The 24,438-nt window shown below is 64.6% G+C and carries 26 protein-coding genes; 19 read left to right on the top strand and 7 right to left on the bottom strand.

What is annotated here, in order from left to right; translation table 11 throughout:
* From L2Y96_RS15470 to asnS, 3 genes are read right to left on the bottom strand one after another with little or no spacing between them, the layout of a single operon-like run.
* Positions 1-333: a hypothetical protein gene (locus L2Y96_RS15470; RefSeq protein ID WP_247327995.1), complete on the bottom strand. Its 333-nt coding sequence runs from the start codon at positions 331-333 to the stop codon at positions 1-3.
* Between the two features lie 5 nt (positions 334-338).
* On the bottom strand, positions 339-1,142 hold the full coding sequence (locus L2Y96_RS15465; protein ID WP_247327994.1) for a MalM family protein: 804 nt from the start codon (positions 1,140-1,142) through the stop codon (positions 339-341).
* A gap of 15 nt (positions 1,143-1,157) precedes the next feature.
* The gene (gene asnS / locus L2Y96_RS15460; RefSeq protein ID WP_247327993.1) at positions 1,158-2,561 is read right to left on the bottom strand and encodes an asparagine--tRNA ligase; all 1,404 of its coding nucleotides are present in this window, start codon (positions 2,559-2,561) and stop codon (positions 1,158-1,160) included.
* A gap of 124 nt (positions 2,562-2,685) precedes the next feature.
* Between asnS and L2Y96_RS15455 the strand changes: the two genes are divergently transcribed.
* The 7 genes from L2Y96_RS15455 to L2Y96_RS15425 all read left to right on the top strand — a co-directional run bounded on the left by L2Y96_RS15455 (position 2,686) and on the right by L2Y96_RS15425 (position 8,985).
* On the top strand, positions 2,686-3,012 hold the full coding sequence (locus tag L2Y96_RS15455; RefSeq protein ID WP_247327992.1) for a HesB/IscA family protein: 327 nt from the start codon (positions 2,686-2,688) through the stop codon (positions 3,010-3,012).
* Between the two features lie 180 nt (positions 3,013-3,192).
* Entirely contained in the window at positions 3,193-3,600 is a 408-nt protein-coding gene (rpsF, locus tag L2Y96_RS15450) for a 30S ribosomal protein S6 (protein WP_247327991.1), read from the top strand.
* Between the two features lie 15 nt (positions 3,601-3,615).
* Positions 3,616-3,846: a 30S ribosomal protein S18 gene (gene rpsR, locus L2Y96_RS15445; RefSeq protein ID WP_045830959.1), complete on the top strand. Its 231-nt coding sequence runs from the start codon at positions 3,616-3,618 to the stop codon at positions 3,844-3,846.
* Between the two features lie 112 nt (positions 3,847-3,958).
* The gene (gene rplI, locus L2Y96_RS15440; protein ID WP_247327990.1) at positions 3,959-4,405 is read left to right on the top strand and encodes a 50S ribosomal protein L9; all 447 of its coding nucleotides are present in this window, start codon (positions 3,959-3,961) and stop codon (positions 4,403-4,405) included.
* Positions 4,406-4,725: 320 nt separating this feature from the next.
* Positions 4,726-5,901, top strand: coding sequence for an alginate export family protein (locus L2Y96_RS15435; protein ID WP_247327989.1), 1,176 nt, complete (start codon positions 4,726-4,728; stop codon positions 5,899-5,901).
* Positions 5,902-6,029: 128 nt separating this feature from the next.
* Positions 6,030-7,460 carry a replicative DNA helicase gene (locus L2Y96_RS15430; protein ID WP_247327988.1) on the top strand — a complete coding sequence of 477 codons (1,431 nt, stop codon included), beginning with the start codon at positions 6,030-6,032 and terminating at the stop codon, positions 7,458-7,460.
* A 34-nt stretch (positions 7,461-7,494) separates the two neighbouring features.
* On the top strand, positions 7,495-8,985 hold the full coding sequence (locus tag L2Y96_RS15425; RefSeq protein ID WP_247327987.1) for a flavin-containing monooxygenase: 1,491 nt from the start codon (positions 7,495-7,497) through the stop codon (positions 8,983-8,985).
* 36 nt (positions 8,986-9,021) lie between these two features.
* Here the strand turns inward: L2Y96_RS15425 and L2Y96_RS15420 are convergent, their stop codons facing one another.
* On the bottom strand, positions 9,022-9,354 hold the full coding sequence (locus tag L2Y96_RS15420) for a low molecular weight protein tyrosine phosphatase family protein (protein ID WP_247327986.1): 333 nt from the start codon (positions 9,352-9,354) through the stop codon (positions 9,022-9,024).
* Between the two features lie 102 nt (positions 9,355-9,456).
* On the opposite strand from L2Y96_RS15420, the gene L2Y96_RS15415 reads away from it, so the two are divergent.
* From L2Y96_RS15415 to radA, 4 genes are all read left to right on the top strand, one after another.
* Positions 9,457-10,221, top strand: coding sequence for an SGNH/GDSL hydrolase family protein (locus tag L2Y96_RS15415; RefSeq protein ID WP_247327985.1), 765 nt, complete (start codon positions 9,457-9,459; stop codon positions 10,219-10,221).
* A 240-nt stretch (positions 10,222-10,461) separates the two neighbouring features.
* Entirely contained in the window at positions 10,462-11,430 is a 969-nt protein-coding gene (locus tag L2Y96_RS15410; protein WP_247327984.1) for a CsgG/HfaB family protein, read from the top strand.
* A 177-nt stretch (positions 11,431-11,607) separates the two neighbouring features.
* Positions 11,608-12,696, top strand: a complete 1,089-nt coding sequence (gene alr / locus L2Y96_RS15405) for an alanine racemase (protein ID WP_247327983.1) — start codon at positions 11,608-11,610, stop codon at positions 12,694-12,696.
* 70 nt (positions 12,697-12,766) lie between these two features.
* Positions 12,767-14,158 carry a DNA repair protein RadA gene (gene radA, locus L2Y96_RS15400; RefSeq protein ID WP_247327982.1) on the top strand — a complete coding sequence of 464 codons (1,392 nt, stop codon included), beginning with the start codon at positions 12,767-12,769 and terminating at the stop codon, positions 14,156-14,158.
* A 48-nt stretch (positions 14,159-14,206) separates the two neighbouring features.
* Here radA and L2Y96_RS15395 read toward each other — a convergent pair whose 3' ends face one another.
* Positions 14,207-15,001: a cytochrome C assembly family protein gene (locus L2Y96_RS15395; RefSeq protein ID WP_247327981.1), complete on the bottom strand. Its 795-nt coding sequence runs from the start codon at positions 14,999-15,001 to the stop codon at positions 14,207-14,209.
* Positions 15,002-15,199: 198 nt separating this feature from the next.
* On the opposite strand from L2Y96_RS15395, the gene ffh reads away from it, so the two are divergent.
* From ffh to rplS, 5 genes are all read left to right on the top strand, one after another.
* Positions 15,200-16,579 (top strand): signal recognition particle protein, encoded by a 1,380-nt coding sequence (ffh, locus tag L2Y96_RS15390; protein WP_247327980.1) that lies wholly within the window; start codon positions 15,200-15,202, stop codon positions 16,577-16,579.
* Between the two features lie 132 nt (positions 16,580-16,711).
* Complete coding sequence (gene rpsP, locus L2Y96_RS15385) at positions 16,712-16,963, top strand: 30S ribosomal protein S16 (RefSeq protein ID WP_139983897.1); 252 nt, start codon at positions 16,712-16,714, stop codon at positions 16,961-16,963.
* Positions 16,963-17,478: a ribosome maturation factor RimM gene (gene rimM, locus L2Y96_RS15380; RefSeq protein ID WP_247327979.1), complete on the top strand. Its 516-nt coding sequence runs from the start codon at positions 16,963-16,965 to the stop codon at positions 17,476-17,478. The genes rpsP and rimM overlap by 1 nt, the downstream gene beginning before the upstream one ends.
* 18 nt (positions 17,479-17,496) lie before the next feature.
* Positions 17,497-18,279 (top strand): tRNA (guanosine(37)-N1)-methyltransferase TrmD, encoded by a 783-nt coding sequence (gene trmD, locus L2Y96_RS15375; RefSeq protein WP_247327978.1) that lies wholly within the window; start codon positions 17,497-17,499, stop codon positions 18,277-18,279.
* Between the two features lie 12 nt (positions 18,280-18,291).
* Positions 18,292-18,693 carry a 50S ribosomal protein L19 gene (gene rplS / locus L2Y96_RS15370; RefSeq protein ID WP_247327977.1) on the top strand — a complete coding sequence of 134 codons (402 nt, stop codon included), beginning with the start codon at positions 18,292-18,294 and terminating at the stop codon, positions 18,691-18,693.
* Between the two features lie 180 nt (positions 18,694-18,873).
* On the opposite strand, the gene L2Y96_RS15365 is transcribed toward rplS, so the two are convergent.
* Entirely contained in the window at positions 18,874-20,937 is a 2,064-nt protein-coding gene (locus tag L2Y96_RS15365) for an EAL domain-containing response regulator (protein ID WP_247327976.1), read from the bottom strand.
* 101 nt (positions 20,938-21,038) lie between these two features.
* Positions 21,039-22,064 (bottom strand): EF-P beta-lysylation protein EpmB, encoded by a 1,026-nt coding sequence (gene epmB, locus L2Y96_RS15360; protein WP_247327975.1) that lies wholly within the window; start codon positions 22,062-22,064, stop codon positions 21,039-21,041.
* An 88-nt stretch (positions 22,065-22,152) separates the two neighbouring features.
* Here epmB and efp point away from each other — a divergent pair, with 88 nt between their 5' ends.
* The 3 genes from efp to L2Y96_RS15345 all read left to right on the top strand — a co-directional run bounded on the left by efp (position 22,153) and on the right by L2Y96_RS15345 (position 24,434).
* The gene (efp, locus tag L2Y96_RS15355; protein WP_247327974.1) at positions 22,153-22,734 is read left to right on the top strand and encodes an elongation factor P; all 582 of its coding nucleotides are present in this window, start codon (positions 22,153-22,155) and stop codon (positions 22,732-22,734) included.
* 84 nt (positions 22,735-22,818) lie between these two features.
* The gene (locus tag L2Y96_RS15350) at positions 22,819-24,162 is read left to right on the top strand and encodes a TRZ/ATZ family hydrolase (RefSeq protein WP_247327973.1); all 1,344 of its coding nucleotides are present in this window, start codon (positions 22,819-22,821) and stop codon (positions 24,160-24,162) included.
* A complete protein-coding gene (locus L2Y96_RS15345) occupies positions 24,159-24,434 on the top strand; it encodes a YciI family protein (protein ID WP_247327972.1) in 276 nt (91 codons plus the stop codon). Before L2Y96_RS15350 ends, L2Y96_RS15345 begins: the two co-directional genes overlap by 4 nt.
* The last annotated feature ends 4 nt before the right edge of the window (positions 24,435-24,438 follow it).

Genomic DNA, 24,438 nt, shown 5'->3' with positions numbered 1-24,438 from the left:
TCAGCCCTGTTTCATCGCCCACCACTGTATCGCCATCGCGGCAAACCAGCACGGCCAGGCCAGCCACGGCGTGCGTCGCCACCAGGCCTGCCAGCGGTTCAGGTCGTTGTCGTTGAACAGCGCCGGGGCGTCGGAACGCAGCACCCGGCGCATGCGCAGCCAGTTGGCCATGCCGTTCGGGCGGCCGGTATCGGCCTCGGTGATCGTTTTCCACTGATCGGGGTAGCGCTGCTTCAGCAGGCGGGTGAAACGCCACTGCGCTGCGAAATGCAGCAGGAAGAACACGACAGCCCCGATCAGGAGCAGGAGGTAGGCATAAACCGCGGTAACCATGGCGCTTAGCTGCCCTTTTCCTTCTTCTGCGCATCGTTCCTGAGCAGATCGGTGCTGACCACATCCTTCAGCGTGTTGATGACGCCGTTGCCGGGCGCCGCCTTGCCGCACACCGCATTCTTCAGTGCGCTGCGGTAGGTATCGTTCTCGATGCCCACGTACACCACGCCATCCGGGCCGTGCTGGATCTTGAAGTTACCCGCCGAGTTCATCTTGATCGGCGCCTCGGCCGAGAACGTGGTGGGCGACTGCTCCCAGTACGTCTGCGCCTTCTGCTGCTTGGCCGAGGAGTACACGACCAGATAGCGGGCGCGGTCGTCTTCCACCTTGAACTTACCGAAGGCGCCCGTCGTCTCGCTGGTCCAGCCGATGTATTCGCACAGCTGGATATCTTCAGCGTGTAGCGGCTGGAACGCGTCGTCCAGGATCACCACCGTCGGCGCGAACAGGTAGCTGGAGCTCAGCCAGCGGCCATTGAGTTCCGACTTGAGGGCGATCGTGTACGGCGTCTGCGCGCCCTGCGGCAGGCGGAAGGCCAGGAAATAGCTGCGATCGCCATTGAGGTTGGCGACCGGCGTGTCCTTGGTGAGCGCAAAGCGCTTCGGCTGCCACGGCAACATGTCCTGGTAGGACAGATCGGCGAAGCTGCCGCAGCACGGGTCGGCGCCATCGAGGGCCTTGCGGGCAAGGTCCACCGTGATCGACGGATTCTCCGGCGGGCGGAAGTTCGGCGGAACGATGGTCTTGCAGCCGCCCAGCACGGTGAGGGCGGTTGCCAGGGGGAGCAGGCGGTTAAGTATGCGGGGCATGATCGATTCGTTGGCTTAAAACTCGGCGCTCCCTGCCGCACGGGGATACGGAATGGCGTCGCGGATGTTGCCCAGGCCGCAGACGTACACCAGCAGGCGCTCGAAGCCCAGGCCGAAGCCGGCGTGGGGCACGGTGCCGTAGCGGCGCAGGTCGCGATACCAGTTGTACGTTTCCAGGTCGAGGCCGAACTTCTGCATGCGGGCATCGAGGTGGTCCAGGCGCTCTTCGCGCTGGGCACCACCGATGATCTCGCCAATGCCCGGGGCCAGCACGTCCATGGCGGCCACGGTCTTGCCGTCGTCGTTCAGGCGCATGTAGAAGGCCTTGATCTCTTCCGGGTAGTTCATGACGACCACGGGACGGCCCACATGTTCCTCGGCGAGGAAGCGTTCGTGCTCGGTCTGGAGATCCACACCCCAGGCCACCGGGTGTTCGAACTTCTTGCCGGACTTCTGCAGGATGGTGATGGCATCGGTGTAGTCGATGCGCTCAAAGGGCTTGGCGATGAAATCTTCGAGGCGTTTCACGGCGCCCGGCATCACGCGTTCGTCGAAGAAGGCCATATCGTCGGCGCGCTCATCGAGCACCGCCTTGAAGATGCCCTTCAGGAACACTTCGGCCAGGGTGGCGATATCGTTCAGGTCGGCGAAGGCCACTTCGGGCTCTACCATCCAGAACTCGGCCAGGTGGCGGGTGGTGTTGGAGTTTTCGGCGCGGAAGGTGGGGCCGAAGGTGTACACCTTGCTCATCGACAGGGCGTAGGCCTCGACATTGAGCTGGCCCGACACGGTGAGGAAGGCTTCGCGGCCGAAGAAATCCTTCTTCCAGTCGATGCCGCCCTTGTCGTCGCGGGGCAGGTTGGCCAGGTCCAGCGTGGACAGGCGGAACATGTCGCCGGCGCCTTCGGCGTCGGAGGTGGTGATGATCGGGGTGTTGATCCAGAAGAAGCCCTGCTCCGTGAGGATGCGGTGGATCGCCATCATCATGGTGTGGCGCACGCGTGTGACAGCGCCGAACAGGTTGGTGCGCGGGCGCAGGTGCGCCACTTCGCGCAGGAACTCCATGGAGTGCTGCTTGGGCTGGATCGGGTAGGTGAGCGGGTTCTCGACGAAACCGGTGACCTCGATCTTCGTGGCCTGGATCTCATAGGCCTGGCCCTTGCCCTGCGAGGGCACCAGCTTGCCGGTGGCGATGACGCCGGCGCCGGCCGAAAGGTTCTTCACGTCGGTCTCGTAGTTGGCGAGATCGGCCGTGGCCACCACCTGGATGGGGGCGAAGCAGGAGCCATCGCTCACATTAACGAAGGAAAGGCCGCCCTTGGATTCGCGCAGGGTACGTACCCAGCCGCGGACCGTGACTTCATGTTCCGCCGCGGCCGTGCCGCCAGCGAGGGCCTGCTTGACGCTTACCACCGTCATATCGATTGAAACTCCAGAAAGGGCGCCGCATATCGGGCGGATAGGAACATGACCCTGTATAATAAAGTAACGGTCGCGTGAACGGCACCGTCCCCCGGGTATACCACGGCAAGAAAGCGTTTTGATGAGCATCCAGATCACTCCCGCCGCCTCCGACCGCATGCGCGCCTTCCTGGCGAAAGCGCCTGACGCTGCGGGTGTGCGCTTTTCGGTCAAGCGCATGGGCTGCTCGGGCTTTGGCTATGTCGTGGACCTGGCCGGGGCCATTGCCCCCGAGGACCAGGTCCTCGATATCGATGGCATCCGCGTCGTGGTCGATCCCAAGAGCCTCCCCCTGGTGGACGGCACCCTGATCGATTTCCAGCGCCAGGGGCTGAATGCCTCGTTCGTGTTCCACAACCCCAACGCCACCGGGGAATGTGGGTGCGGCGAGTCGTTTACCGTCTCTTGAGGCCAGCCCCGGGGCGCGCACAAGCGCGCTCCTGCAGGGGTGTTTGCTCCCTCTGTTGACCTAACTCCCGGTTTCTCCTTAAAATGCGCGGCTACCTCTCCGTCCGGAGGGGTTTCTTGCCTCACCGGTACGCCCGGGAGGCTGCCATCCCCGTAAGGGGTGCATCCACAAGGAGCCACCATGCGTCATTATGAAGTTGTGTTCCTGGTCCACCCGGATCAGAGCGAACAGGTGCCCGCCATGATCGAGCGTTACAAGACGCTGATCGAAGGCGACAACGGCAAGATCCACCGTCTGGAAGATTGGGGCCGCCGCCAGCTGGCTTACCCGATCGAAAACCTCGCCAAGGCTCACTACGTGATGCTGAACATCGAGGTTTCCCAGAACGCGCTGAACGAGCTTGAGACGGGCTTCCGTTTCAACGACGCCGTCCTGCGTCATCTGGTCATCCGCCGTGACGAAGCCGACACCGAACAGTCGTTCATCCTGAAGAGCAAGGAAAAGGATGAGCAGAAGGGTTCGCGTCGCCGTGACGACGACAATGACGACCGTGGCGCTGGCGACAGCGACCGCGACAGCGACGATTAATCGGGGAATATAGCCATGTCCAAGTTCTTCCGCCGCCGTAAGTTCTGCCGTTTCACCGCTGAAGGCGTGAAAGAGATCGATTACAAGGATCTCAACACCCTCCGTCAGTACATCACCGAGAACGGCAAGATCGTCCCGAGCCGCATCACCGGCACGAAGGCCCGTTACCAGCGTCAGCTGGCGACCGCTATCAAGCGCGCCCGCTTCCTGTCGCTGCTGCCGTACACCGACAACCACGACGTCTGATCGTCCTGGCGCCTTGCTCCTTTAAAGAGCGGGGCGCCTGGTTCAGGCAAACATTTCGGACAACCGTCCTGGCTGCATGGGCCACACCCGTGCTAACGAAAAGGAACATCCCATGGAACTCATCCTCCTCGCGAAGGTGAAGAACCTCGGTAATCTCGGTGACAAGGTCGACGTCAAGCCGGGTTACGGTCGTAACTTCCTCCTCCCGACCGGCAAGGCCGTTCGCGCCAACGCCGATAACATCGCTGCGTTCGAAGCCCGCCGCGCTGAGTACGAAGCCAAGGCCAAGGACGAACTGTCCGGCGCCGAAGGCCGTGCCGCCAAGCTCGACGGCGTCGAAGTCACGATCGAAGTGAACGCTTCGCCGGAAGGCAAGCTGTTCGGCTCGGTCAGCACCCGCGACATCGCCGAAGCGCTGGTCGCCAAGGGCTATGACGTCGACAAGAGCGAAGTCATCCAGTCGGAAGGTCCGTTCCGCAACACCGGCGAGTTCGAGGTTGTCATCAACCTGCACGCCGATGTCACGCAGACGGTCAAGGTCAAGGTCGTCGGCGCGTAAGCTCCGCACTACCGTTGGTCTACGAAGCGGGCGCCCTTGTGGCGCCCGTTTTCGTTGGTGGCCTGGCCAACGCGATAACGCTCTGTAGGAGCGCGCTTGCGCGCGATCGCGCGCAAGCGCGCTCCTACATTTCTCATGTGTGTATCGGCGGTTCAAATCTCGGTTGTGCCGAGACAGCCATGTAAAACAACGTGTTGCATGGCACGCGTTGGCATCCCTGCACCCGCCTGCCTACATTCGACGGTCAGGCAGAACGGCAGGGTCGGTAGGTAATGAAGCAATGGTGGTGGCGGTCGTGCATGGGCATGGCCGGGAGTTCGATGGCAGGGATGTCGGCGTTTGCCGCCGAAGCACCCACGGAAAGCGCGCCGTATATCGAGACGCGCTACCGCTATAGCAACCTGCATTCCGATGGAAAGCCCAAGCGCGGCAACGCCAACACGGCGCGCCTTCAGTTGGGTTACCTGTGGGCGATCGGCGATGGCTGGAGCGCGTACGGCGAAGGCATCCGCACATGGTCGCTCTTCGGTCGCCAGTACGATGATGGCTCTGCGCGCATCACGCCGTATCCCGCCGAAGCCGATCCCATTTCCACGGGCATCACCAATGCCTGGGTGGATTACACCAAGGGCGATATCGCGGTGCGAGCTGGTCGCCAGTATGTGCGCCTCGATAACGGCCGCTTCTTCAGCAATAACCCCTGGAGGCAGAACCTGCAGTCATACGACGGTGCGCGTGTGGCCTGGAATGCGTGGCAGGGTGCCGAACTCAGTTACTACTGGCTGGGCCGGGTCAATCGCACGGTGGGTGCGGATTTCCATGATCGCGACCAGCGCCGCTGGAAGCTCAATGCCCACCTCCTGCATGCGGATCAGGCGCTCCCCGTGGGCAAGGTCACGGCGTATGGCTACTTCGTGCGTAATCACACGATGGCCAGCAACTCGGTGAAGACTCTGGGCCTTCGCTACACAGGAACGCAGGCGTTCGGAGAAGGCGGGCTATCGCTCAACTGGACGGCCGAGATGGCGCGCCAGTACGACTACGCCAATAACCCCGCCGATTTCAGCCTCGGCTACCACCTGTTCGATGCCACGTTCGGCTACAAGCCTCTGTCAGCGCGTGTCGGCGAGGAGAAGCTCGATGGCAACGGCCGCCAGGCGGTCAACGTCGCCTATGGCGCGGCCCGCGCCTTCAACGGCTGGGTGGTGGCTTTCCGCATTCCGCCCAGCGGTCTGCGCGAGCGCTATGTCGGCCTGCTGGGCAGCGTGGATGTAGGGCGCCCGGCCACCTGGCAGGTCACCTATCGGCATTTCCGCCCGGTGCAGGGCAGGGCGGCCATGCTGGGTGACGAGGTCGACGTCGGCCTGCTGGTGGATCTGGGCAAGGGCTTTTCGGTGGATATGCAGTACGGCGATTACCGGGCCCACCGCCACGGGGTCGACGAGCGGAAATTCTGGCTTATCGGCGAATATCGCTATGGCAAGGCGCCGAAATAGCCCGGCTTGCGGCTTTCCCACAAGTTATCCACAGACTTATCCTCTCAACGCGTGAGACCCCTGCGCGTATCATGCCCCCTACGGCAACCCGGGCCCGGGTCAGTGCCGCCTGCATGACGAGGTAATCCATGTCCTTCAATCCCGAGCGCGGTAACCGCGGTGAACGCGGTGAGCGCGGCGAACGTCGCCGCCGTGAGCCTTCCGCTATCGATGCCCTTCGCGTACCGCCTAATTCCATCGAGGCGGAACAGGCGGTGCTGGGTGGCCTGATGCTCTCGCCGGATTCGCTGGACAAGGTGGCCGACAAGCTCACCGACGAGGACTTTTACCGCAAGGATCACCGGATGATCTGGCGCGCCATCAATGAGCTGGCGGGCAAGGGCATGCCTTGCGACGCGATTACGCTCGGCGAGTGGTTCCAGTCGAATGATATGGACGAAATGATGGGCGGGCCCGCCTATCTGCTCGAGCTCGCGAATTCGACGCCAAGTGCGGCGAACATCGCGGCCTATGGCGATATCGTTCGCGAGAAGTCGGTGCTGCGCAAGCTGATCGATGCCGGTACGGCGATCACCGAAGACGGCTTCCGTCCCGAAGGCAAGAGCGTCCAGGAAGTGATGGAGCTGGCCGAGCAGCGCGTGTTCCGCATCGCGGAATCCGGTGCGCGCGGCAAGAAAGATATCGTTTCGATGCGCGAGGCCGTGAGCGATGCGTTCCGCCAGCTCACCGAGCGCTATGAGAATCGTGGCCAGCTCACCGGTTTGTCGACGGGCTTTACCGATCTCGATGAGCTCACCGCAGGCCTGCAGCCGTCCGACCTGATCATCGTCGCCGCGCGCCCCTCGATGGGTAAAACGGCGTTCGCGCTGAACCTGGCCGAAGCCGCGGCGATGCGCTCGAAGAAGGCGGTGGCGGTGTTCTCGATGGAAATGTCCGCGTCGCAGCTGGCGTTCCGTCTGATTTCTTCGCTGGGCCGCATCCATGCGCAGCATCTGCGCAACGGCGACCTCGCCGAAGAAGACTGGCCGCGTGTGACGTCGGCCATCACCATGCTTTCCGACGCCAAGATCTTCATCGACGACACGCCCGCCATGTCGCCGGTGGAAATGCGCTCGCGCTCGCGTCGCCTGCAGCGTGAACACGGCCTGGGCCTGATCGTGATCGACTACCTCCAGCTCATGCAGATCCCGGGTCACAGCGAAAACCGCGCCACGGAAATCTCGGAAATCTCGCGTGGCCTGAAGGCACTCGCGAAAGAACTGAACGTGCCCGTGATTGCGCTTTCCCAGCTCAACCGCTCGCTGGAACAGCGTGCCGACAAGCGCCCGATGATGTCCGACCTTCGCGAATCCGGCGCTATCGAGCAGGATGCCGACGTCATCATGTTCATCTACCGCGATGACTACTACAACAAGGAATCGCCGGATAAGGGCCTGGCCGAAATCATCATCGGCAAGCAGCGTAACGGCCCCACCGATACGGTGAAGCTGGCCTTCCTGGGCCACTACACCAAGTTCGAGAACTGGGCTCCGGATTCCTACGTAGGCACCTTCGACTGATCGGCGTACCCTCGTCGTATCGACGGGGGTGCGCATGGCCAGCGACCACTACGATGTACTGATCATCGGCGCCGGGCTCTCCGGCGTGGGTATGGCCTGCCGGCTCGCCATGGCTTGCCCGGGCAAGCGCGTGGGTATTCTCGAGCGACGCCAGGCCATGGGTGGCACCTGGGATCTCTTCCGCTACCCGGGCGTCCGCTCCGATTCCGATATGTTCACGTTCGGGTTCGGCTTCCGGCCGTGGAACGAGCTCAAAGTGCTGGCGGATGGCGAGGCGATCCTCCAGTACATCCGCGACACCGCGGCAGTCCATGGCATTGAGCGACTCATTCGATACGGCCTGCGTACGACGCACGCTTCGTGGTCGAGCGTGGCGGCGCGTTGGACGGTAACAGCGGTCGATGAGCTTGGGGGCGAACATACGTTTACGGCCGCGTTCCTCGTCGGCTGCACCGGCTACTACGCCTACGAGCAAGGCTATCTTCCTGAATTCCCCGGTATGGCGAATTTCCAGGGGCGCCTCGTCCATCCCCAGCAATGGCCGGTGGATCTCGCATGGGAAGGAAAGCAGATCGTTGTGATTGGCAGTGGGGCGACGGCTATCACCCTCGTGCCCGCGCTGGCTGCGAAGGCGGCGCATGTCACCATGCTCCAGCGGTCGCCGGGCTACGTGCTTTCGGTGCCGTCGCATGACGCGATTTCCGCGGTGCTGCTGCATATGTTGCCGGCGCGTTGGGTTTATCGATTGGCCCGACGCAGGAACATTGCCTTGCAACGTTTGCTCTACCGCGCCGCGCTGCGCTGGCCAAAGCGGATGCAGTCACTGTTGCTCGCGGATGTTCGCCGCCGACTCGCGGGTTCGGCCTCAATCACTGATTTCACCCCGTCGTATGATCCGTGGCGGCAGCGTCTCTGCGTGGTGCCTGATCAAGATCTCTTCGATACCCTTCGCGCGGGCAGGGCGTCGGTGCGGACCGATACCATCGCGACGTTTACGCCTACGGGTGTGCGGCTGGCCTCGGGCGCATCGATCGACGCCGATATCGTGATCTGCGCCACCGGCTTCGAACTTCAGGTGCTTGGCGGAATGTCCCTCGATGTGGACGGTGAAGTGCGGGAACCAGGCAAGTTAATGACGTACAAGGGGGTGCTGCTCGAAGGCATTCCGAACGTGGCCGTGTTGTTCGGCTACATCAATGCCTCATGGACCCTGAAGGTAGATCTCGCGGCGCAGTATGTGTGCCGCCTTGTCGCGTGGATGGATGCGCGGGGCACTCGCGTCGTCGTTCCGCGTGCCCCGCCGGGCGAAGCGACCGACGCCAGCATCATGGATGCGCTTCGTGCCGGCTACGTCTCGCGTGGCGCGGCGACATTGCCGCGCCAGGGTCGTAGCGGCCCCTGGCGCGTCAGCCACCGATACGAACAGGATTGCCGCGTTCTCCTGCGCGACCCGATCGACGATCCCTGCCTGACCACGCCCCCGCTGCCACAGATCCAACCTCCAACCAGCGCACCGCCCCTGTAGGAGCGCGCTTGCGCGCGATCCCCGCGAAGCGAGCAGCTACACCTTTCTCCGCAAATACGGCCCCACGCGTTTCTCAAGCAGCGCGATCAGTTCCGGCTGCATGTACTCATAGTCGTCTGCAATGTCGACACACACGACTTTCGCCGTGCCAAGCCCCGCACGAAAACCCCTCCGCAGTTTGGCCAGGTGCGCCTTCTCCATCACCACGATGAGCTCCGCCCAGCACACGTGCTCCATGGTGACCGGGCAATCCGCATCATGGTTTACACCGGCCGAGTCCGTCTCCACGCCCGGCCACGCTGCGAATACCTGTTCAGCCGTCGGGCTGCGCAGGCGGTTCTTGCCACAGAGGAAGAGGACACGGGTCATGGGCCTATCCTAGCCGAGGTGTGACGTACGGCCGTTGCATGGCCTCCCTTCCTGATCCAGTATCCGACGACGGCCCAGCCGGGCTGAGGGAGGAGGGGATTCATGCTGCGTCACGCATTGCTCGCACTGGCTCTGGTCGCGGCGTCGTCCGCCTGCCTTGCCACCAACACCGATCGTCAGGTGCTCCCCGAGCACCCCACGGCCGACCAGAAGGCTGATATCGAGCAGCGGCTGAACGACTGGCCTCTCCTGGCCCGATACGCCAAGGACAATGCGACGTACCCCCCGCTCAAGCCGGGCGAGAAACGTGTCGTCTTCATGGGGGATTCGATCACCGATGCCTGGGGCCGGCCGATTGGCGAGTTCTTTCCGGGAAAGGGTTACATCAACCGTGGCATCAGCGGGCAGACCACGCCGCAGATGCTGGTGCGCTTTCGTGCCGATGTGATCGCGCTCAAGCCGACGGTGGTGGTGATCCTCGCGGGCACGAATGATATCGCCGGCAACACCGGGCCATCCTCGTTGCAGATGATTGAGGACAACCTCATGTCGATGGCCGAGTTGGCTCGGGCTCATGGCATTCACGTGGTGATCGCGAGCCTGCTGCCGATCAGCAACTACAACGATCCGACCTCGAGCCACCGCCGCCCGCCCGCCGACATCCTCCAGCTCAATGCCTGGATTCGCGACTACACCAAACGCGAACATCTCGGCTTCGTCGACTACTTCGACGCTACGGTCGACAAGAGCGGCCAGCTCCGCGCCGACCTGAGCGACGACGGACTGCACCCGAACGCCGCCGGCTACAAACTCATGGCCCCGCTGGCACAGAAAGCCATCGACGTCGCGCTAACCACGCCGTTGTAGGGGCGTGCTTGCGCGCGATCCCCGTTCGAAGCAGCGGCCAACGCCTACAGAACACTTCGCGTTGTCAGCGATCACTGACAACGCAGAGTGGGTAATTCGCACGCGCTTTTAGGAGTTGTCCTAGATCCATCCCTGCGCACTGACCGATAGCATTTCCCGGTCTCGCGACAGCCTGTCCGTCCACGCGCCCGAAGCCCGGGCAGGTTTCTTCTTCCGGGCGCGCAAGGACAGGGACCCCTCATGGAACTCCTCAAAAAGCGTGTTGCCATCGTCGTGGCAGCCATGGGCACGACGTTCGCGCTCTCCGCGTGCAGTGCCACCAATCCGCTCGTTACCAAATCGCAGCGCGAGCACGAAGCGAAAGTGCAGGCCATTCCGAAGTGTGCCCGGAAGCTGGGCAGCATCTCGGTGATCGAACCCGATGGCGGTACGCACTGGTGGACGCAGCAGCAACTGCCGTCGCCGACCAAGCTCATCAAGGTGTTTGTCCAGAAGTCGGGTTGCTTCACGCTGGTCGATCGCAGCATGGGCATGGGCGCCGCGATGCGCGAGCGCGAGCTTGCCGCAGGCGGTGAACTTCGTGGTGGCTCCAACGTGGGCAAGGGTCAGGTCAAGGCAGCGGATTACGTGATGGTGCCCGACCTCGTATCGAGCAACCGCGATGCAGGCGGTGCGTCCCTGAGTGGCTTTGTGGGTGGCCTTATCGGCGGCACGGCAGGGCGGCTGGCCAGTGGTGTTTCGCTCAACTCCAAAACCGCCGATGTGGTGCTCACCGTGACTGACGTCCGCTCCTCCGAGCAGGTCGCGCTGGCCGAGGGCCACGGTGAGAAGAACGACCTCGGCTTTGGCGCGTCGGGTGGCCTGTGGGGCTCCGAGACGAGTGGCAAGGCGGCCGTGGGAGCCTATGCGAATACCGCCCAGGGGCAGGTCATCACCGCGGCTTACCTCGATGCGTACACCAAGCTCGTCGATGAGCTTGGCGGGCTGCCCGGTAACGCGTCTGCCGCAAACAGCCGTCAGTCCGGCACGGTCAACAAGCCGAGTACGCTGCGCGCGAGCGCCGACGCGAAGTCGAAGGCCGTGCGCAAGCTCGACCCCGGCATGGCGGTGTACCCCACGGGTGACAAGATGGGCGTGAACTGGGAGGTGGAGGACGAGCACGGCAACCGTGGCTGGTTGTCGTCGGAGAACTTCGACCTGGCTAAATAGCCGCTGTGGCAGGAGCACGCTTGCGCGCGGTAGGGGCTGGCGGCAAGCCCCATCGCGTGCAAGCGCGCTCCTACAGAAGCTTTTACGCCCTGGGTCGCCACACCCCTGCCACACGGTTGCCCGGTGGATGCGGCTAGACTGGGTGGTCTTCTCCGCTAGCGTGGCCCCTTTCGATCCATGAGCCGTACCACCGTCGCCACCATCCATCTCGGTGCCTTGCGCCATAACCTGGCTCGCGTCCGCGCGCTGGCCACCGGCGCGCGCGTCATGGCCGTGGTGAAGGCCGATGCCTATGGCCACGGCCTCGAGCGCGTGGCCCGGGCACTGGATGCGGAGGCCGAAGCCTTTGCCGTTGCCGCCATTGCCGATGGCCTGCGTTTGCGTGCGGCGGGGCACAAGCAGCGGATCGTCGTGCTTTCCGGCCCGGATACGCCGGCCGATATCGCGGAAATGCAGCGCCTGAAACTGGAGGCGTTGATCCACCATGACGCCCAACTGCCATGGCTGGCGAAAGCGGATCCGTCGCGCGGGCCGCTCACCGCATGGATCAAGGTCGATACCGGCATGCATCGACTGGGATTCGCTCCGGATCGTGCCCGTGAGGTGCACGCGCTACTGAAGGCCATGCCGGCGATAGCGCCTGAAGTCGGCCTCATGACTCATTTCGCGTCATCCGAAGAGTTCGAAGGGCACGACACCGCTGCCCAGATCCAGCGCTTCCGCGACGCCACTGCGGGCCTGGACGGCCCGCGCGCGCTTTCCAACTCCGCTGCCGTACTTGGCTGGCCCGATGCGCGCGGCGATTGGGTTCGCACCGGTGGCCTGCTGTATGGCCTGTCGGTCGTGGAAGGCCGTAGCGGCGCCGACTTCGGCTTCCACCCTGCGATGACGCTGGCGACCCGCCTGGTGGCGATCAATCACCTCGCGAAGGGCGAACGCGTCGGTTACAACGGCACCTACGCCTGCCCCGAAGACATGGCGGTGGGCGTCGCGGCGATCGGTTATGGCGACGGCTACCCGCGCAGTGCGGCGCAGGGCACGCCGGTGCTGGTCAATGGCAAGCTCGCGCCGCTGGTCGGCCGTGTCTCGATGGACCTGATCACGCTCGATCTGCGCGGCGTCCCGGATGCCCGTGTCGGCGACCGCGTCACCCTGTGGGGCGAAGGCCTGCCCGTGGAAACGGTGGCGGCCGCCGCGGGGACGATCTCGTACGACCTCACCTGTGGCATGACTCGTCGCGTACTCTTCGTGGAAGACGAGGGCTGACGCCCGGTATCGCCCCGTGCGACGCGGGTGCGTTATATAGCCCGCCTGCTTTTGAGGAATACCGAACACCATGGCCAAGGCCAAGACCGCCTACGTCTGCACCCAGTGCGGCGCCGAACACAGCAAATGGCAGGGCCAGTGCGCCGAATGCGGCGAATGGAACGTGCTCTCCGAATTCGTGGTCCAGCCGGCCAAGCCCAATGCCGTGGCCACCGCGGGTGCGCGGCGTGGCGGCTATGCCGGTGGGGCGGCAGGCGCGCCGCAGATCACACCGCTCACCGAAGTCCTGCTGACGGCCGAAGCGCGCACGAACACCGGCATCAGTGAGCTGGATCGCGTGCTAGGCGGTGGTCTCGTCGATGGGTCCGTGGTGCTGATCGGTGGCGACCCCGGCATCGGCAAATCCACGCTGCTGCTGCAAATGCTTGGGACGCTCGGCGTCACGCTGCCGAGCCTGTATGTCACGGGCGAAGAATCGCTGGCCCAGGTGGCTGGCCGTGCGCAGCGCTTGGACCTGCCGCTGGCGCCGCTGCATGCGCTCGCGGAGACCTGTATCGAGCGCATCCTGGAGCAGGCCGCCGCGGCGCGTCCGCGTGTCCTCGTCATCGATTCCATCCAGACGATCTGGACCGAGATGCTTACGGCGGCACCAGGCTCGGTGAGCCAGGTGCGCGAATCGGCCGCCAAGCTGACCCGCTTCGCCAAGGAAACCGGTACCTCCGTATTCCTCGTGGGTCACGTGACCAAGGAGGGCGGTATCGCTGGCCCGCGCGTGCTCGAGCACATGGTCGATGCCGTGCTGTATTTCGAAGGCGAATCCGGCAGTCGTTTCCGCGTACTGCGTGCTTTCAAGAACCGCTTCGGCGCGGTGAACGAGCTGGGCGTGTTCGCCATGTCGGAGAAGGGCCTGCGTGAAGTGCCCAACCCGTCGGCGATCTTCCTCTCCGCCCATGCCGGTCCGACCCCGGGCAGTGCGGTGATGGTCACGCGCGAAGGTACGCGCCCGCTGCTGGTGGAAGTGCAGGCGCTGGTCGATCAGTCGTCGCTGGGCAATCCGCGCCGCGTGGTGCTGGGCCTGGAGCAGAACCGTCTCGCCATGCTGCTGGCAGTACTGCACCGGCATGGCGGCGTGGCCGCTTACGATCAGGACGTCTTCGTCAACGTGGTGGGCGGTATTCGCGTGCAGGAAACCGCTTCCGACGTGCCGGTGCTGATGGCCGTGCTATCGAGCCTGCGTGATCGCCCGCTGCCCGAGAAGACCATCGCCTTCGGCGAAGTCGGCCTCTCCGGTGAGATCCGCCCCGTGCCGAATGGCGAAGAGCGCCTTAAGGAAGCGGCTACGCACGGTTTCCGGCGTGCCGTGGTTCCGGCGGCCAACGCGCCGAAGCGTGGCCGTGTCGGCGATATGGAAGTCATTCCCGTGGAACGCCTTTCGCAAGCGATCGACGCATCGCGGGAGTGAATCGCGCGCTTGCGCGCGATAAGCCAACGAAGCGGTGACGCCGTAACGTCAGGCCGTGCGATGCAGGATCAGCTCGAGCACCAGCTTGGTGCCGAAGAATGCCAGCAGCAGGATCGCCATGGCGGCGAGCGTCAGGTTCACCGCACGGATCCCGCGCCACCCGTAACGCCAGCGGCCCCACAGCAGCACACCGAACATCACCCAGGCCACGATCGACAGCACCGTCTTGTGGACGAGATGCTGGCTGAACAGATCACCCACGAACAGGGCGCCGGTGATCAGGGTGAGCGTCAGCAAGACGAAGCCCACGGCGATCAGGCGGAACAGCAGCACTTCGGTGAGCGTGAGCGGGGGCAGGGCGCGAACCCAGTGGCCGAAGCGGCTGCGCCGCAGGGCGCGTTCCTGGATGGCCAGCAGGATGGAAAGTGCCGCGGCCAGCGAGAGGAAGCCAAACGCGAACACCGCGATGGTTACGTGCATCTCGATCTGCCAGCTCATCGCCATGGGCGCGGTGCGCGGGGCGAGGAAGGCGTCGATGGCCAGGAATGCCGCCGAGAGCGGGAAGATAAGGATGCCCAGGCCCGCGACCGGCCGTGAGACGTTCACCGCCAGGGTAAGCGCCGAGGCGATCCATGCCACCAGGGAGAGGGCGGCGAAGAAGTGCAGGTCCAGCGTGCCGCGGTGCGCGCCGAGCAGGGCGCCGGCGTGCGTGGCAGCGGCCACCAGGGCGAGGGCCATGCCCCAGCGCGCCAACGGTTGCCCACCCGTGACCAGCGGCCGGGCGAGCACGCCGGCAGCAGACAGGTAGAAGAAGATAGCGACCAGCGAAAGGGTGACGATCATGGAGGCGCAGTGTGGCATAGGGGGCAGGGGAGCGGAATGCGACACAGTGGCATTTGTGGGCGGCCACGGGGGTGCCTTTCGGGTTGATGCCACGCGTCCTGCGACGGTGTCGCGAAAGATGTCGCCCACAGGGTGGGCTCCTACGGGGTGGTAAACGGCTATAATCGGGTGTTCACGTATCCCCCGACGGCTCCCGCCATGTTTGAATCGCTCAGCCAACGCCTCTCCGATACCGTTAACCGCCTGCGTGGTCGCGGCCGGCTGACCGAGGAAAACATCCGCGAGACCCTCCGCGAAGTGCGCATCGCCCTGCTCGAGGCCGATGTGGCCTTGCCGGTGGTGAAGGCGCTGGTCGAGCGCGTGAAGGTCCGTGCCGTCGGCCAGGACGTGCTGAAGAGCCTTTCTCCGGGCCAGGCTCTGGTCAAGGTCGTCAGCGACGAGCTCACCGCCGTCATGGGTGCCGCCAACAGCGAGCTGAACCTCGCCACCCAGCCGCCAGCCGTCGTGCTCATGGCGGGCCTCCAGGGCGCTGGTAAGACCACCACCGTCGGCAAGCTCGCCCGCTTCCTCAAGGAGCGGAAGAAGAAGCGCGTCATGGTGGTCAGCTGCGACGTGTACCGTCCGGCCGCTATCGAACAGCTGCGCACGCTGGCCTCGCAGGTCGACGTGTCCTTCTTCCCGTCCGAAGCCGGCCAGAACCCGGTCGATATCGCGAAGGCCGCCGTTGCCGCCGCCCGCCGCGAAGTCATCGACGTGCTGCTGGTGGATACCGCCGGCCGCCTGCACGTCGACGAAGCGATGATGGAGGAGATCAAGTCCCTCCACGGCGCCATCAACCCGATCGAAACCCTGTTCGTCGTCGATTCGATGACCGGCCAGGATGCGGCCAACGTCGCCAAGGCGTTCGCTGACGCGCTGCCGCTCACCGGCGTGGTGCTCACCAAGACCGACGGCGATGCCCGCGGCGGTGCGGCCCTGTCGGTGCGCTACATCACCGGTCGCCCCATCAAGTTCCTCGGCGCCGGTGAAAAGACCGATGCCCTCGAGCCGTTCCACCCGGATCGCGTCGCCCAGCGCATCCTCGGCATGGGCGACGTGCTGTCGCTCGTGGAAGAGGTAGAGCGCAAGGTCGACCACGAGAAAGCCCAGAAGCTGGCCGAGAAGGTCATGAAGGGCAAGCGCTTCGATCTCAACGATATGCGCGATCAGCTCGAACAGATGAACAACATGGGCGGGCTCGCCGGCCTCATGGACAAACTGCCGGGCGTCTCCGCCCTGCCTGAGAACGTGAAGTCGAAGGTCAACGACGGCGAACTGAAGAAGATGGTCGCCATCATTGGCTCGATGACGAAGAAGGAGCGCCGCCACCCGGATCTCCTGAACGGCTCGCGCAAGGCCCGCGTTGCACGCGGTTCCGGCACCCAGCCGGCGGATGTGAACCGCCTGCTGAAGCAATTCATGCAGATGGAAAAGATGATGTCCAAGCTGTCGAAGGGTGGCAGCAAGGGCCTCATGCGCCAGATGCGTGGCGCCCTGAAGGGCATGGGCGGCATGGGTGGGATGATGCCGCCGCGTTAAACCGGCCGTAAGGCCACGGAAGTGCCCGCAGGTACTTCCATTTCTGAAAACTTTGGCTAAAATGTCCGGCTTTACCGCGCCCGCTTCTCGCGCGCGCTTTGCCGGCATCCGGCACTCTGGAGCACGTAACTTATGGTTAAGATTCGTCTTTCGCGCGGTGGCGCCAAGGGCCGTCCGTTTTATCACATCGTTGTGACCGACCAGCGCAGCCCGCGCGATGGCCGTAACATCGAGCGTGTTGGCTACTACAACCCGGTCGCTTCGGGCGCTGACAAGCGTCTCGAGCTCGACGTCGCCAAGGTCAACGCCTGGGTGGCCAAGGGTGCGCAGCTGACCGATAAGGTCCGCGCCCTCGTCAAGGAAGCCGGCAAGCTGGCAGCTTGATGTCGACGGAGCCTGGCCGGCGCGTCCGCGTAGGGCGCATCGTTGGGCTCCATGGTGTGCAGGGCCAGGTCAAGCTTGAAAGCTGGACCGAGCCCCGCCTCCAGATCTTCCGGTACCAGCCCTGGCTGCTGACCGCGCCGGGCGTGGAACGGGAGATGAGCGGGATCCGCGGTAACGCGCAGGGCAAGGGCATCGTCGCCTCCCTGCCGGACATCACGGATCGTGACCAGGCGGCAACGCTGGTCGGTTGCGAGATCACGGTCTCGCGCGACTCGTTTCCGCCGCCCGCCCCGGGCGAGTTCTACTGGTTCGATCTCGAAAGCCTCGAGGTCGTCACCACGGAGAACGTTTCGCTCGGCCGGGTCAGCCACCTTTTTTCCACCGGCGCCAACGATGTCATGGTGGTCAAGGATGGTGAAAAGGAGCGTCTGGTCCCGTTCGTCCAGGGCCCCTACGTGCAGTCCGTCGATTTCGACGCCGGCCGCATCGTAGTGGACTGGGACCCCGAGTTCTGAGCAGCGGTACCTGAAGTCATGCGCATCGACGTGGTAACGCTGTTTCCCGATTTTGTCCGCCAGTCGGCCGGTATCGGGGTGGTAGGAAGGGCGCAGCAGCGCGAGCTGCTCCAGGTGGAAGCCTGGAACCCGCGTGATTTCGCCACCGATAATTACCGCACCGTGGATGGCCGCCCCTTTGGCGGTGGACCAGGCATGGTGATGCTGATCGAGCCCTTGCGAGCCACGCTCGCGGCGATTCGTGAGGCGGCACCGGAACCGGTGCACGTGATCTACCTCAGCCCGCAAGGCGCGCGGCTGACGCAGAAGCGGGTGGAAGCGCTGGCAAATATGCCGCGAATTGCCCTGATCTGCGGACGTTATGAAGGTGTGGACGAACGCTTTGTCCAGCACGAGGTCGACGAAGAGCTCTCAATCGGCGATTATGTGCTGTCTGGCGGTGAGCTCGGCGCAGCGGTGGTTATCGATGCGGTGGGTCGTCTTCAGGAAGGTGCATTGAACGATGCGCAGTCCCACCAGCAGGATTCGTTCTCGGACGGCTTGCTGGATTGCCCGCACTACACCCGTCCCGTGCAGCACGACGCATGGGGTGGCGTGCCGGAGGTGCTGCTGTCCGGCGACCACGCGGCTATTGCCCGTTGGCGTCGTAAGCAGTCGCTAGGTCGAACCTGGCTGCGCCGGCCGGATCTGCTAACGCAGCTGGTCCTGGATGATCAATCCCGGGCTTTGCTGGATGAATTCCGCCGTGAATATTCGCGGCCAAACGGTGCGGCCGGCGACGACCGCCGTAACAAATATTGACAGGTGTGTGCCATGAACAAACTTCTCCAACAGTTCGAAGCCGAGCAGATCACCCGCCAGCTGCCGGATTTCGGCCCTGGCGACACCGTGGTCGTTAACGTCAAGGTCAAGGAAGGCAACCGCGAGCGCGTCCAGGCGTTCGAAGGTATCTGCATTGCCAAGCGTAGCCGCGGCCTGCACTCCGCCTTCACCGTGCGCAAGATCTCGCACGGCACCGGCGTTGAGCGCGTGTTCCAGACCCACAGCGCCGCTATCGACTCGGTCGAAGTGAAGCGTAAGGGTAAGGTCCGCGGCGCCAAGCTGTACTTCCTGCGTGGTCTGGAAGGCAAGGCTGCTCGCATCAAGGAAGACGTGGCCGCCGCCGCCGCCGCCAAGGCTGCGAAGAAGGCTGCCGCTGCTGCCGCTGCCGAGTAATCGGTTGCAGCAAGCGTCAAGAAAAAGCCCGCGAGCGATCGCGGGCTTTTTTCGTTGTGCGTGTTGGGTTGTACGTGTTGGGTTTTCGCGAGAGGCGTCTTGTTGGGTCTTCGCGAAAGGCGTCGCCCACAGGGTGGGCTCCTACGGTAGGAGCCCACCCTGTGGGCGACGCCTTTCGCCTCAGACCGGCAGGTACTCTTCAGCCAACACCTTCGCCGGCTCCTGCAGGAAGTTGCCCTGCACGAAATCGACGCCGCAGGCGAAGAGCAGCGAGGTGCTCACAGCATCCTCCACCCATTCGGCGACGGTCTGCTTGCCAGTGGCGTGGCCTTCCTTGCAGATGTCGGAAATGCGCTTCTGGTTTTCCGGGTGCTGCGGCAGGTCGGTCATGAAGCTGCGGTCGATCTTCAGGAAGTCGGCCTCGACGTGGGTCAGCATCTGGAACGAGTTCAGGCCTGAGCCGAACTGCTCGATCGCAAACCGCCCGCCCGACTGGCGCCAGCCGGCCGAGAACTCCTGGGCCTTGCGCAGCATCGTCAGCACCTTCGATTCCGGCATGGCGATAACGAGCTGGCTGCGGCGCAGCTTGGCCGTTTCCAGGCGCCGCTTGAGCCACGGCAGCAGGTCGGGGTCTTCCAGCGACTGTGCGGTGATCTTCACGAAATAGGTGGTGGTCAGGCCATCGTTCTCGCGGTGGGCGAGGGCGTCGATAGCGTGGCCCAGCACCCAGCGGTCGATCGCCGGAAGCAGGCCGTTGCGTTCCGCCACGGGGAAGAAGTACGAGGGCAGCACATCGCCCTTCGGGCCGCGCATGCGGACCAGGATGTCGTAGAACTCGCCGGCGGCATCCTGCAGGCTGATGATCTGCTGGTGGTACAGGCGCAGGCCATCCTGCGCGAGCGCCTCGCGAACCAGGTCCAGCCAGTACTGCTCGCGCTCGGCATCGGCCTTTTCGCGCGCGGCCGGGTCGTGCAGCTCCACGCGATTACCGCCCTGGTTCTGGGCGTTGCGCAGCGCGGCCTGGGCCTGGTCGAGCACGGTTTCGGCGTTGGCGTTCTTTTCGGCGAGCAGGGTGCCGCCCACGGTCACGGTGACCGTCAGTGAGCGCGTGCCCGCGTCGATGATGGCTTCGGCGATGCTGGCGCGCAGGCGCTCGGTCAGCGCGGCGTGTTCCAGGTCGCCCCGCGGAGCGAGCACGATGCCGAAGGTGTGGTCGCCGAGTACGCCCGGGACGTCTTCCTCGTCGAGTGCTTCCTTGATGCGCACGGCAAGGTTCGCCAGCACCTGGTCGGCGTTGGCGATGCCAGCGCTGGCCACCAGTTCCTTCCAGTTGTCCGGCTCGATCAGCAGCACGGCCTGGCCAGCACGGCCCGCTGCGGCGGCGGCCACAGCCTCATCAATGTGCTCAAGCGTGCGCGCGCGATTGAACAGGCCGGTGACCGGATCCTGATAGAGCTGCGCCACCAGCGCGGGGTCCACCGTCTGCTGGCGGAACACGATCTGCAGGCAGGCCTCGCCTTCGAAGGTGGCCTGGGCGAATTCGACGGCCGCCTTGAACGTGGTGCCGTCGTCGCGACGGGCCAGGAGGTCCATCGGCGGTGGGGTCTTTTCGCCCTTTGACACCCCGCGCAGGGCGTTCTTGAAGTCGTCGGCGTGCGTGCCCGAGATCAGATCGAGGATCGGCAGGCCGATGATGTCGTCGTATTCGTTGAAGCCAAAGGCCTCTAGGTAAGCCTGGTTCACGCGGACATGCATGCCCTCGTGCACATAGGCGATCGCATCGCGCGACGAATCCAGCAGCGAGTCACAGCGGCGCTCGGTTTCGCGCAGGGCCGTCTCGAGACGGCGCACCTGGCGGCGCATGGAGAGCGACTGGAACTCGCGGCGGACCGTGGCGAGGATCTGGTCGTGGCGCTTGCGCAGGGCCACGCCGCGGGCACCGCCCGCGAGCAGGTCGGCCACCTGGTCGTCATCGAGGTGCTCCAGCACCGCGATCGCCGCAAGGTCGCGCCCGCTGGCGTCAAGCTGGCGCAGGACCTGGTTCGGATCGACCCCGGGCACCGTCGGATTCAGCAGCACGAGGTCCGGCGCCTGGTCGGCCAGGCAGGCCTGGATCTCGTCGGCCGTGGTGGCACGCGACGGGCGCACGGCGATGCCGCCATTGCGCAGCACATTGATCAATAGTTCCGCCTCTTCCACCGACGATTCGATGAAGAGGACGCGGATAACGTTGTCGTGTTTCATGCTTGTTCTTGGCTACCGCAGTTCCACCCCGGCACACCGGTTCCCCAGTGTGCACCCCCTGTCTCGCGGTCCTGCCGGATCTACGGCAGGATGGGCCCATACTAGCGCGCGAAATCGGCAATGGGACGCTTTGAGGGGTCGCCGGGCAATTCCCGAACCAGTTTTGGGACAAGGTACCCAGGTAAACGTGCCCGGAGTGTCTCCACCAGGGCCAGTGCTTGCTCATCGGCCACCTCGAAATGGGCGGCGCCGGTGACTTTGTCGAGCTGGTGCAGGTAGTAGGGCAGCACCCCCGCGGCAAACGATCGCTCGCAGAGGTCGGCCAGGGCATCGGCGTCATCGTTCACGCCGCGCAGCAGCACCGACTGGTTGAGCAGGGTGGCCCCGGCCTCGCGCAAGCGGGCGCAGGCGGCGTCCACGCTGGCATCGAACTCGTTGGCGTGGTTGGCGTGCAGCACCACCACCTTCTGCAAGGGCAGGGCGGCCAGCCACGCGGTGAACGCGTCATCCACGCGCTCGGGCAGCACCACGGGCAGGCGGGTGTGGATGCGCAGGCGGATCACGTGGGGCATGGCCGCCAGGCCGCGCGTCAGCTCCTCGAGCTTGTGGGTGGCCAGGGAAAGCGGATCCCCGCCAGAGAGGATGAGCTCGCGGATCGAGGTGTCGGCGGCCACGTGGGCCAGCGCCTCGCGCCATTGAGCGGCGGCGGCAATCTCTTCGCCGTAGGGGAAGTGCCGGCGGAAGCAGTACCGGCAGTTCACGGCGCACGAGCCGCTGGCGATCAGCAGGGCGCGGCCATCGTATTTGTGGAGCAGGCCATGGCCCGCCTTGGCGGCCATATCGCCCACGGCGTCCACGCTGAACCCCGGTGCCTCCACGTGCTCGGCCTGGCGGGGCAGCACCTGCAGGAGGAGGGGGTCGGACGGGTCGCCCTGGCGCATGCGCGCCACGAAGCCACGCGGCACCCTCAGCGGGAAGCCGGCGTCGTCGGGCGGCAGCAGGTCCGCGCGGTGGCCGAGGCCGACGGCCTGCAGGAGCTCGCTGGCATCGGTGATGGCATCTCGCCAGGCCTCGCGCCACCCCTGAACGGGCGTCGGTAGGCGGGGAGTGGGGCTTGCGGTTATCATGGTGGGCCTTGGGGCGGGCCACGAGGCCCGTAACAGACCCCTATTTTAGCCGCCCGGCGGGCGGATTCACCTCTGGAGCATGCAACACATGGCGAGCCTTGGCCTCAATGACGTCAAAACGGGCAAGAAGATCCTCCACAACGGCGATCCCTGGGTGATCACCGAGGCGGACTTCATCAAGCCGGGCAAGGGCCAGGCGTTCACCCGCATCCGTGTGCGTAACCTCAAGGACGGCCGCACCACCGAGCTGACCCTGAAGTCGAGCGATTCGTACGAAGAAGCCAACGCGACTGATACGGACGCCAGCTTCTCGTACATCGAAGGCACCGGCGACGACCGCGAGTGGATCTTCATGCACTCGGAGACCTTCGAGCAGTACCGCGCCAACCTGGCCGCCATGGGCGATGCCTGGAAGTGGCTGAAGGGCGACGAGCAGTGCGTCATCACCATCTTCAACGAAACCCAGATCATCGCGGTGCAGGCGCCGAAGTTCGTTGAGCTGAAGATCGTCGAAACCGATCCGGGCGTCCGTGGCGATACCTCGGGCGGCGGCGGCAAGCCGGCGACGCTCGAAACCGGCGCCGTGGTCCGCGTGCCGCTGTTCGTCAACCAGGATGAAATGATCAAGGTCGATACCCGCACCGGCGAGTACGACAGCCGCGTCAAGTAAGACGCACGATCGACGTACACCGACGGCACGGCCGCCCCCTGGGCGCCGTGCCGTTCGCTTATCAGGCGCAAGGAAACAGTCTCCATGAGCTCCAACGACATCCGCGATATCGACCTCCTCATCGAAGCCCGCTGGGTCGTCCCGGTGGAACCGCATGGCGTCGTACTCGACGACCACGCCGTTGCCATCGACAAGGGTGAGATCCTCGCCATCCTTCCCGCCGATGAAGCGCGCCAGCACTACGCGCCGCGCGAACGCGTGTCGCTCAGCGAACATGCCCTGATTCCCGGCCTGGTGAACTCGCACACGCACAACCCCATGACCCTGCTGCGCGGCCTGGCCGACGACCTGCCACTCATGGTCTGGTTGCAGGAGCACATCTGGCCGGCCGAAGGCCGCGTGATGGGTCCGGATTTCATTCGCGATGGCGTGGAACTCGCCGTGGCCGAGATGATCCGCGGCGGCACCACCTGCGCCAACGAAAACTATTTCTTCCCGGACGTCATCGCCGCCACTTATCGGCAGATGGGCTTCCGCGCGGTGATCGGCCTGCCGGTCATCGACTTCCCCACGCCGTGGGCGAAGACCTCGGATGAATACTTCCAGCGCGCCGAGGAAGTGCACGACAGCCTGCGCGGCGAGCCGCTGCTCACGACCGCGTTCGCGCCGCATGCGCCGTACACCGTTTCGGATGAGAACTTCGAGCGGATTCGCGTGCTCTCCGAGCAGCTCGATATTCCCGTGCACCTGCACACCCATGAGACCGCGCAGGAAGTGGAAGAGGGCAAGGCGCGCGATGGCGTCCGTCCTTTCGAGCGCCTGCAGAAGCTGGGCCTGGTCAACGAGCGCCTTATCGCCGTGCACATGACCCAACTCACCGACGGCGAAATCGCCGCGTGTGCCGCCGCGGGCGTGTCGGTCGTGCACTGCCCGGAATCGAACCTCAAGCTCGCGTCGGGCTTCTGCCCGGCGGAGAAACTGCGTACGGCCGGCGTGAATGTGTGCATCGGTACCGATGGCTGCGCGTCGAATAACGACCTCGACATGTTTGGCGAGATGCGTACCGCTGCGATGCTGGCGAAGGCCGTGGCAGGCGATGCGGCGGCGTTCGATGCCGCCAGCGCACTGCGTGCCGCCACGCTCAATGGTGCGAAGGCCATTGGCCTCGGCGAAAAGATCGGCTCGATCGAGCCGGGCAAGCGCGCCGACCTGGCTGCTGTGCGTCTGGATGATCTGGAAACCCAGCCGCTGTACCACGTGGCCTCGCAGCTCGTGTACGCCACGGGCCGCCACCAGGTGAGCGATGTGTGGATCGACGGCAAGCGCAAGCTGGCCGATAAGACCCTGATCGGCATTGATGTCGAAGCCATCCGCGACAAGGCTCGCGGCTGGCGTGAGCAGATCGCCGCGGAGGATGCGCCGGAATGAACGACACGATTCACCTCTACCTGGTGATGGCCATGCGTAACGAGGCCTTCCAGGCCTCGGCCGGCGCCGAGCACCAGGTGTTCCTGCAAGGCCTGATCGAGCGTGGCCTGCTCGACATGACGGGCCCATTCACCGATGGCACCGGCGGTGCCTACCTGTTGCGCGCGGCCGATCTGGATACCGCCACGCAGATCGCCCATGGCGATCCGCTGCATACGTCCGGGTCGTCCACGCTTACCGTCCACGAGTGGCGCGTGCGCCGTTTTCCCTGAGGCA

This window comes from Luteibacter aegosomaticola (assembly GCF_023078475.1).
Classification (GTDB): Bacteria; Pseudomonadota; Gammaproteobacteria; order Xanthomonadales; family Rhodanobacteraceae; genus Luteibacter; species Luteibacter aegosomaticola.
The sequence above is the reverse complement of the archived record's forward strand: the minus strand, read 5'-3'. Positions and strand labels throughout refer to the sequence as shown.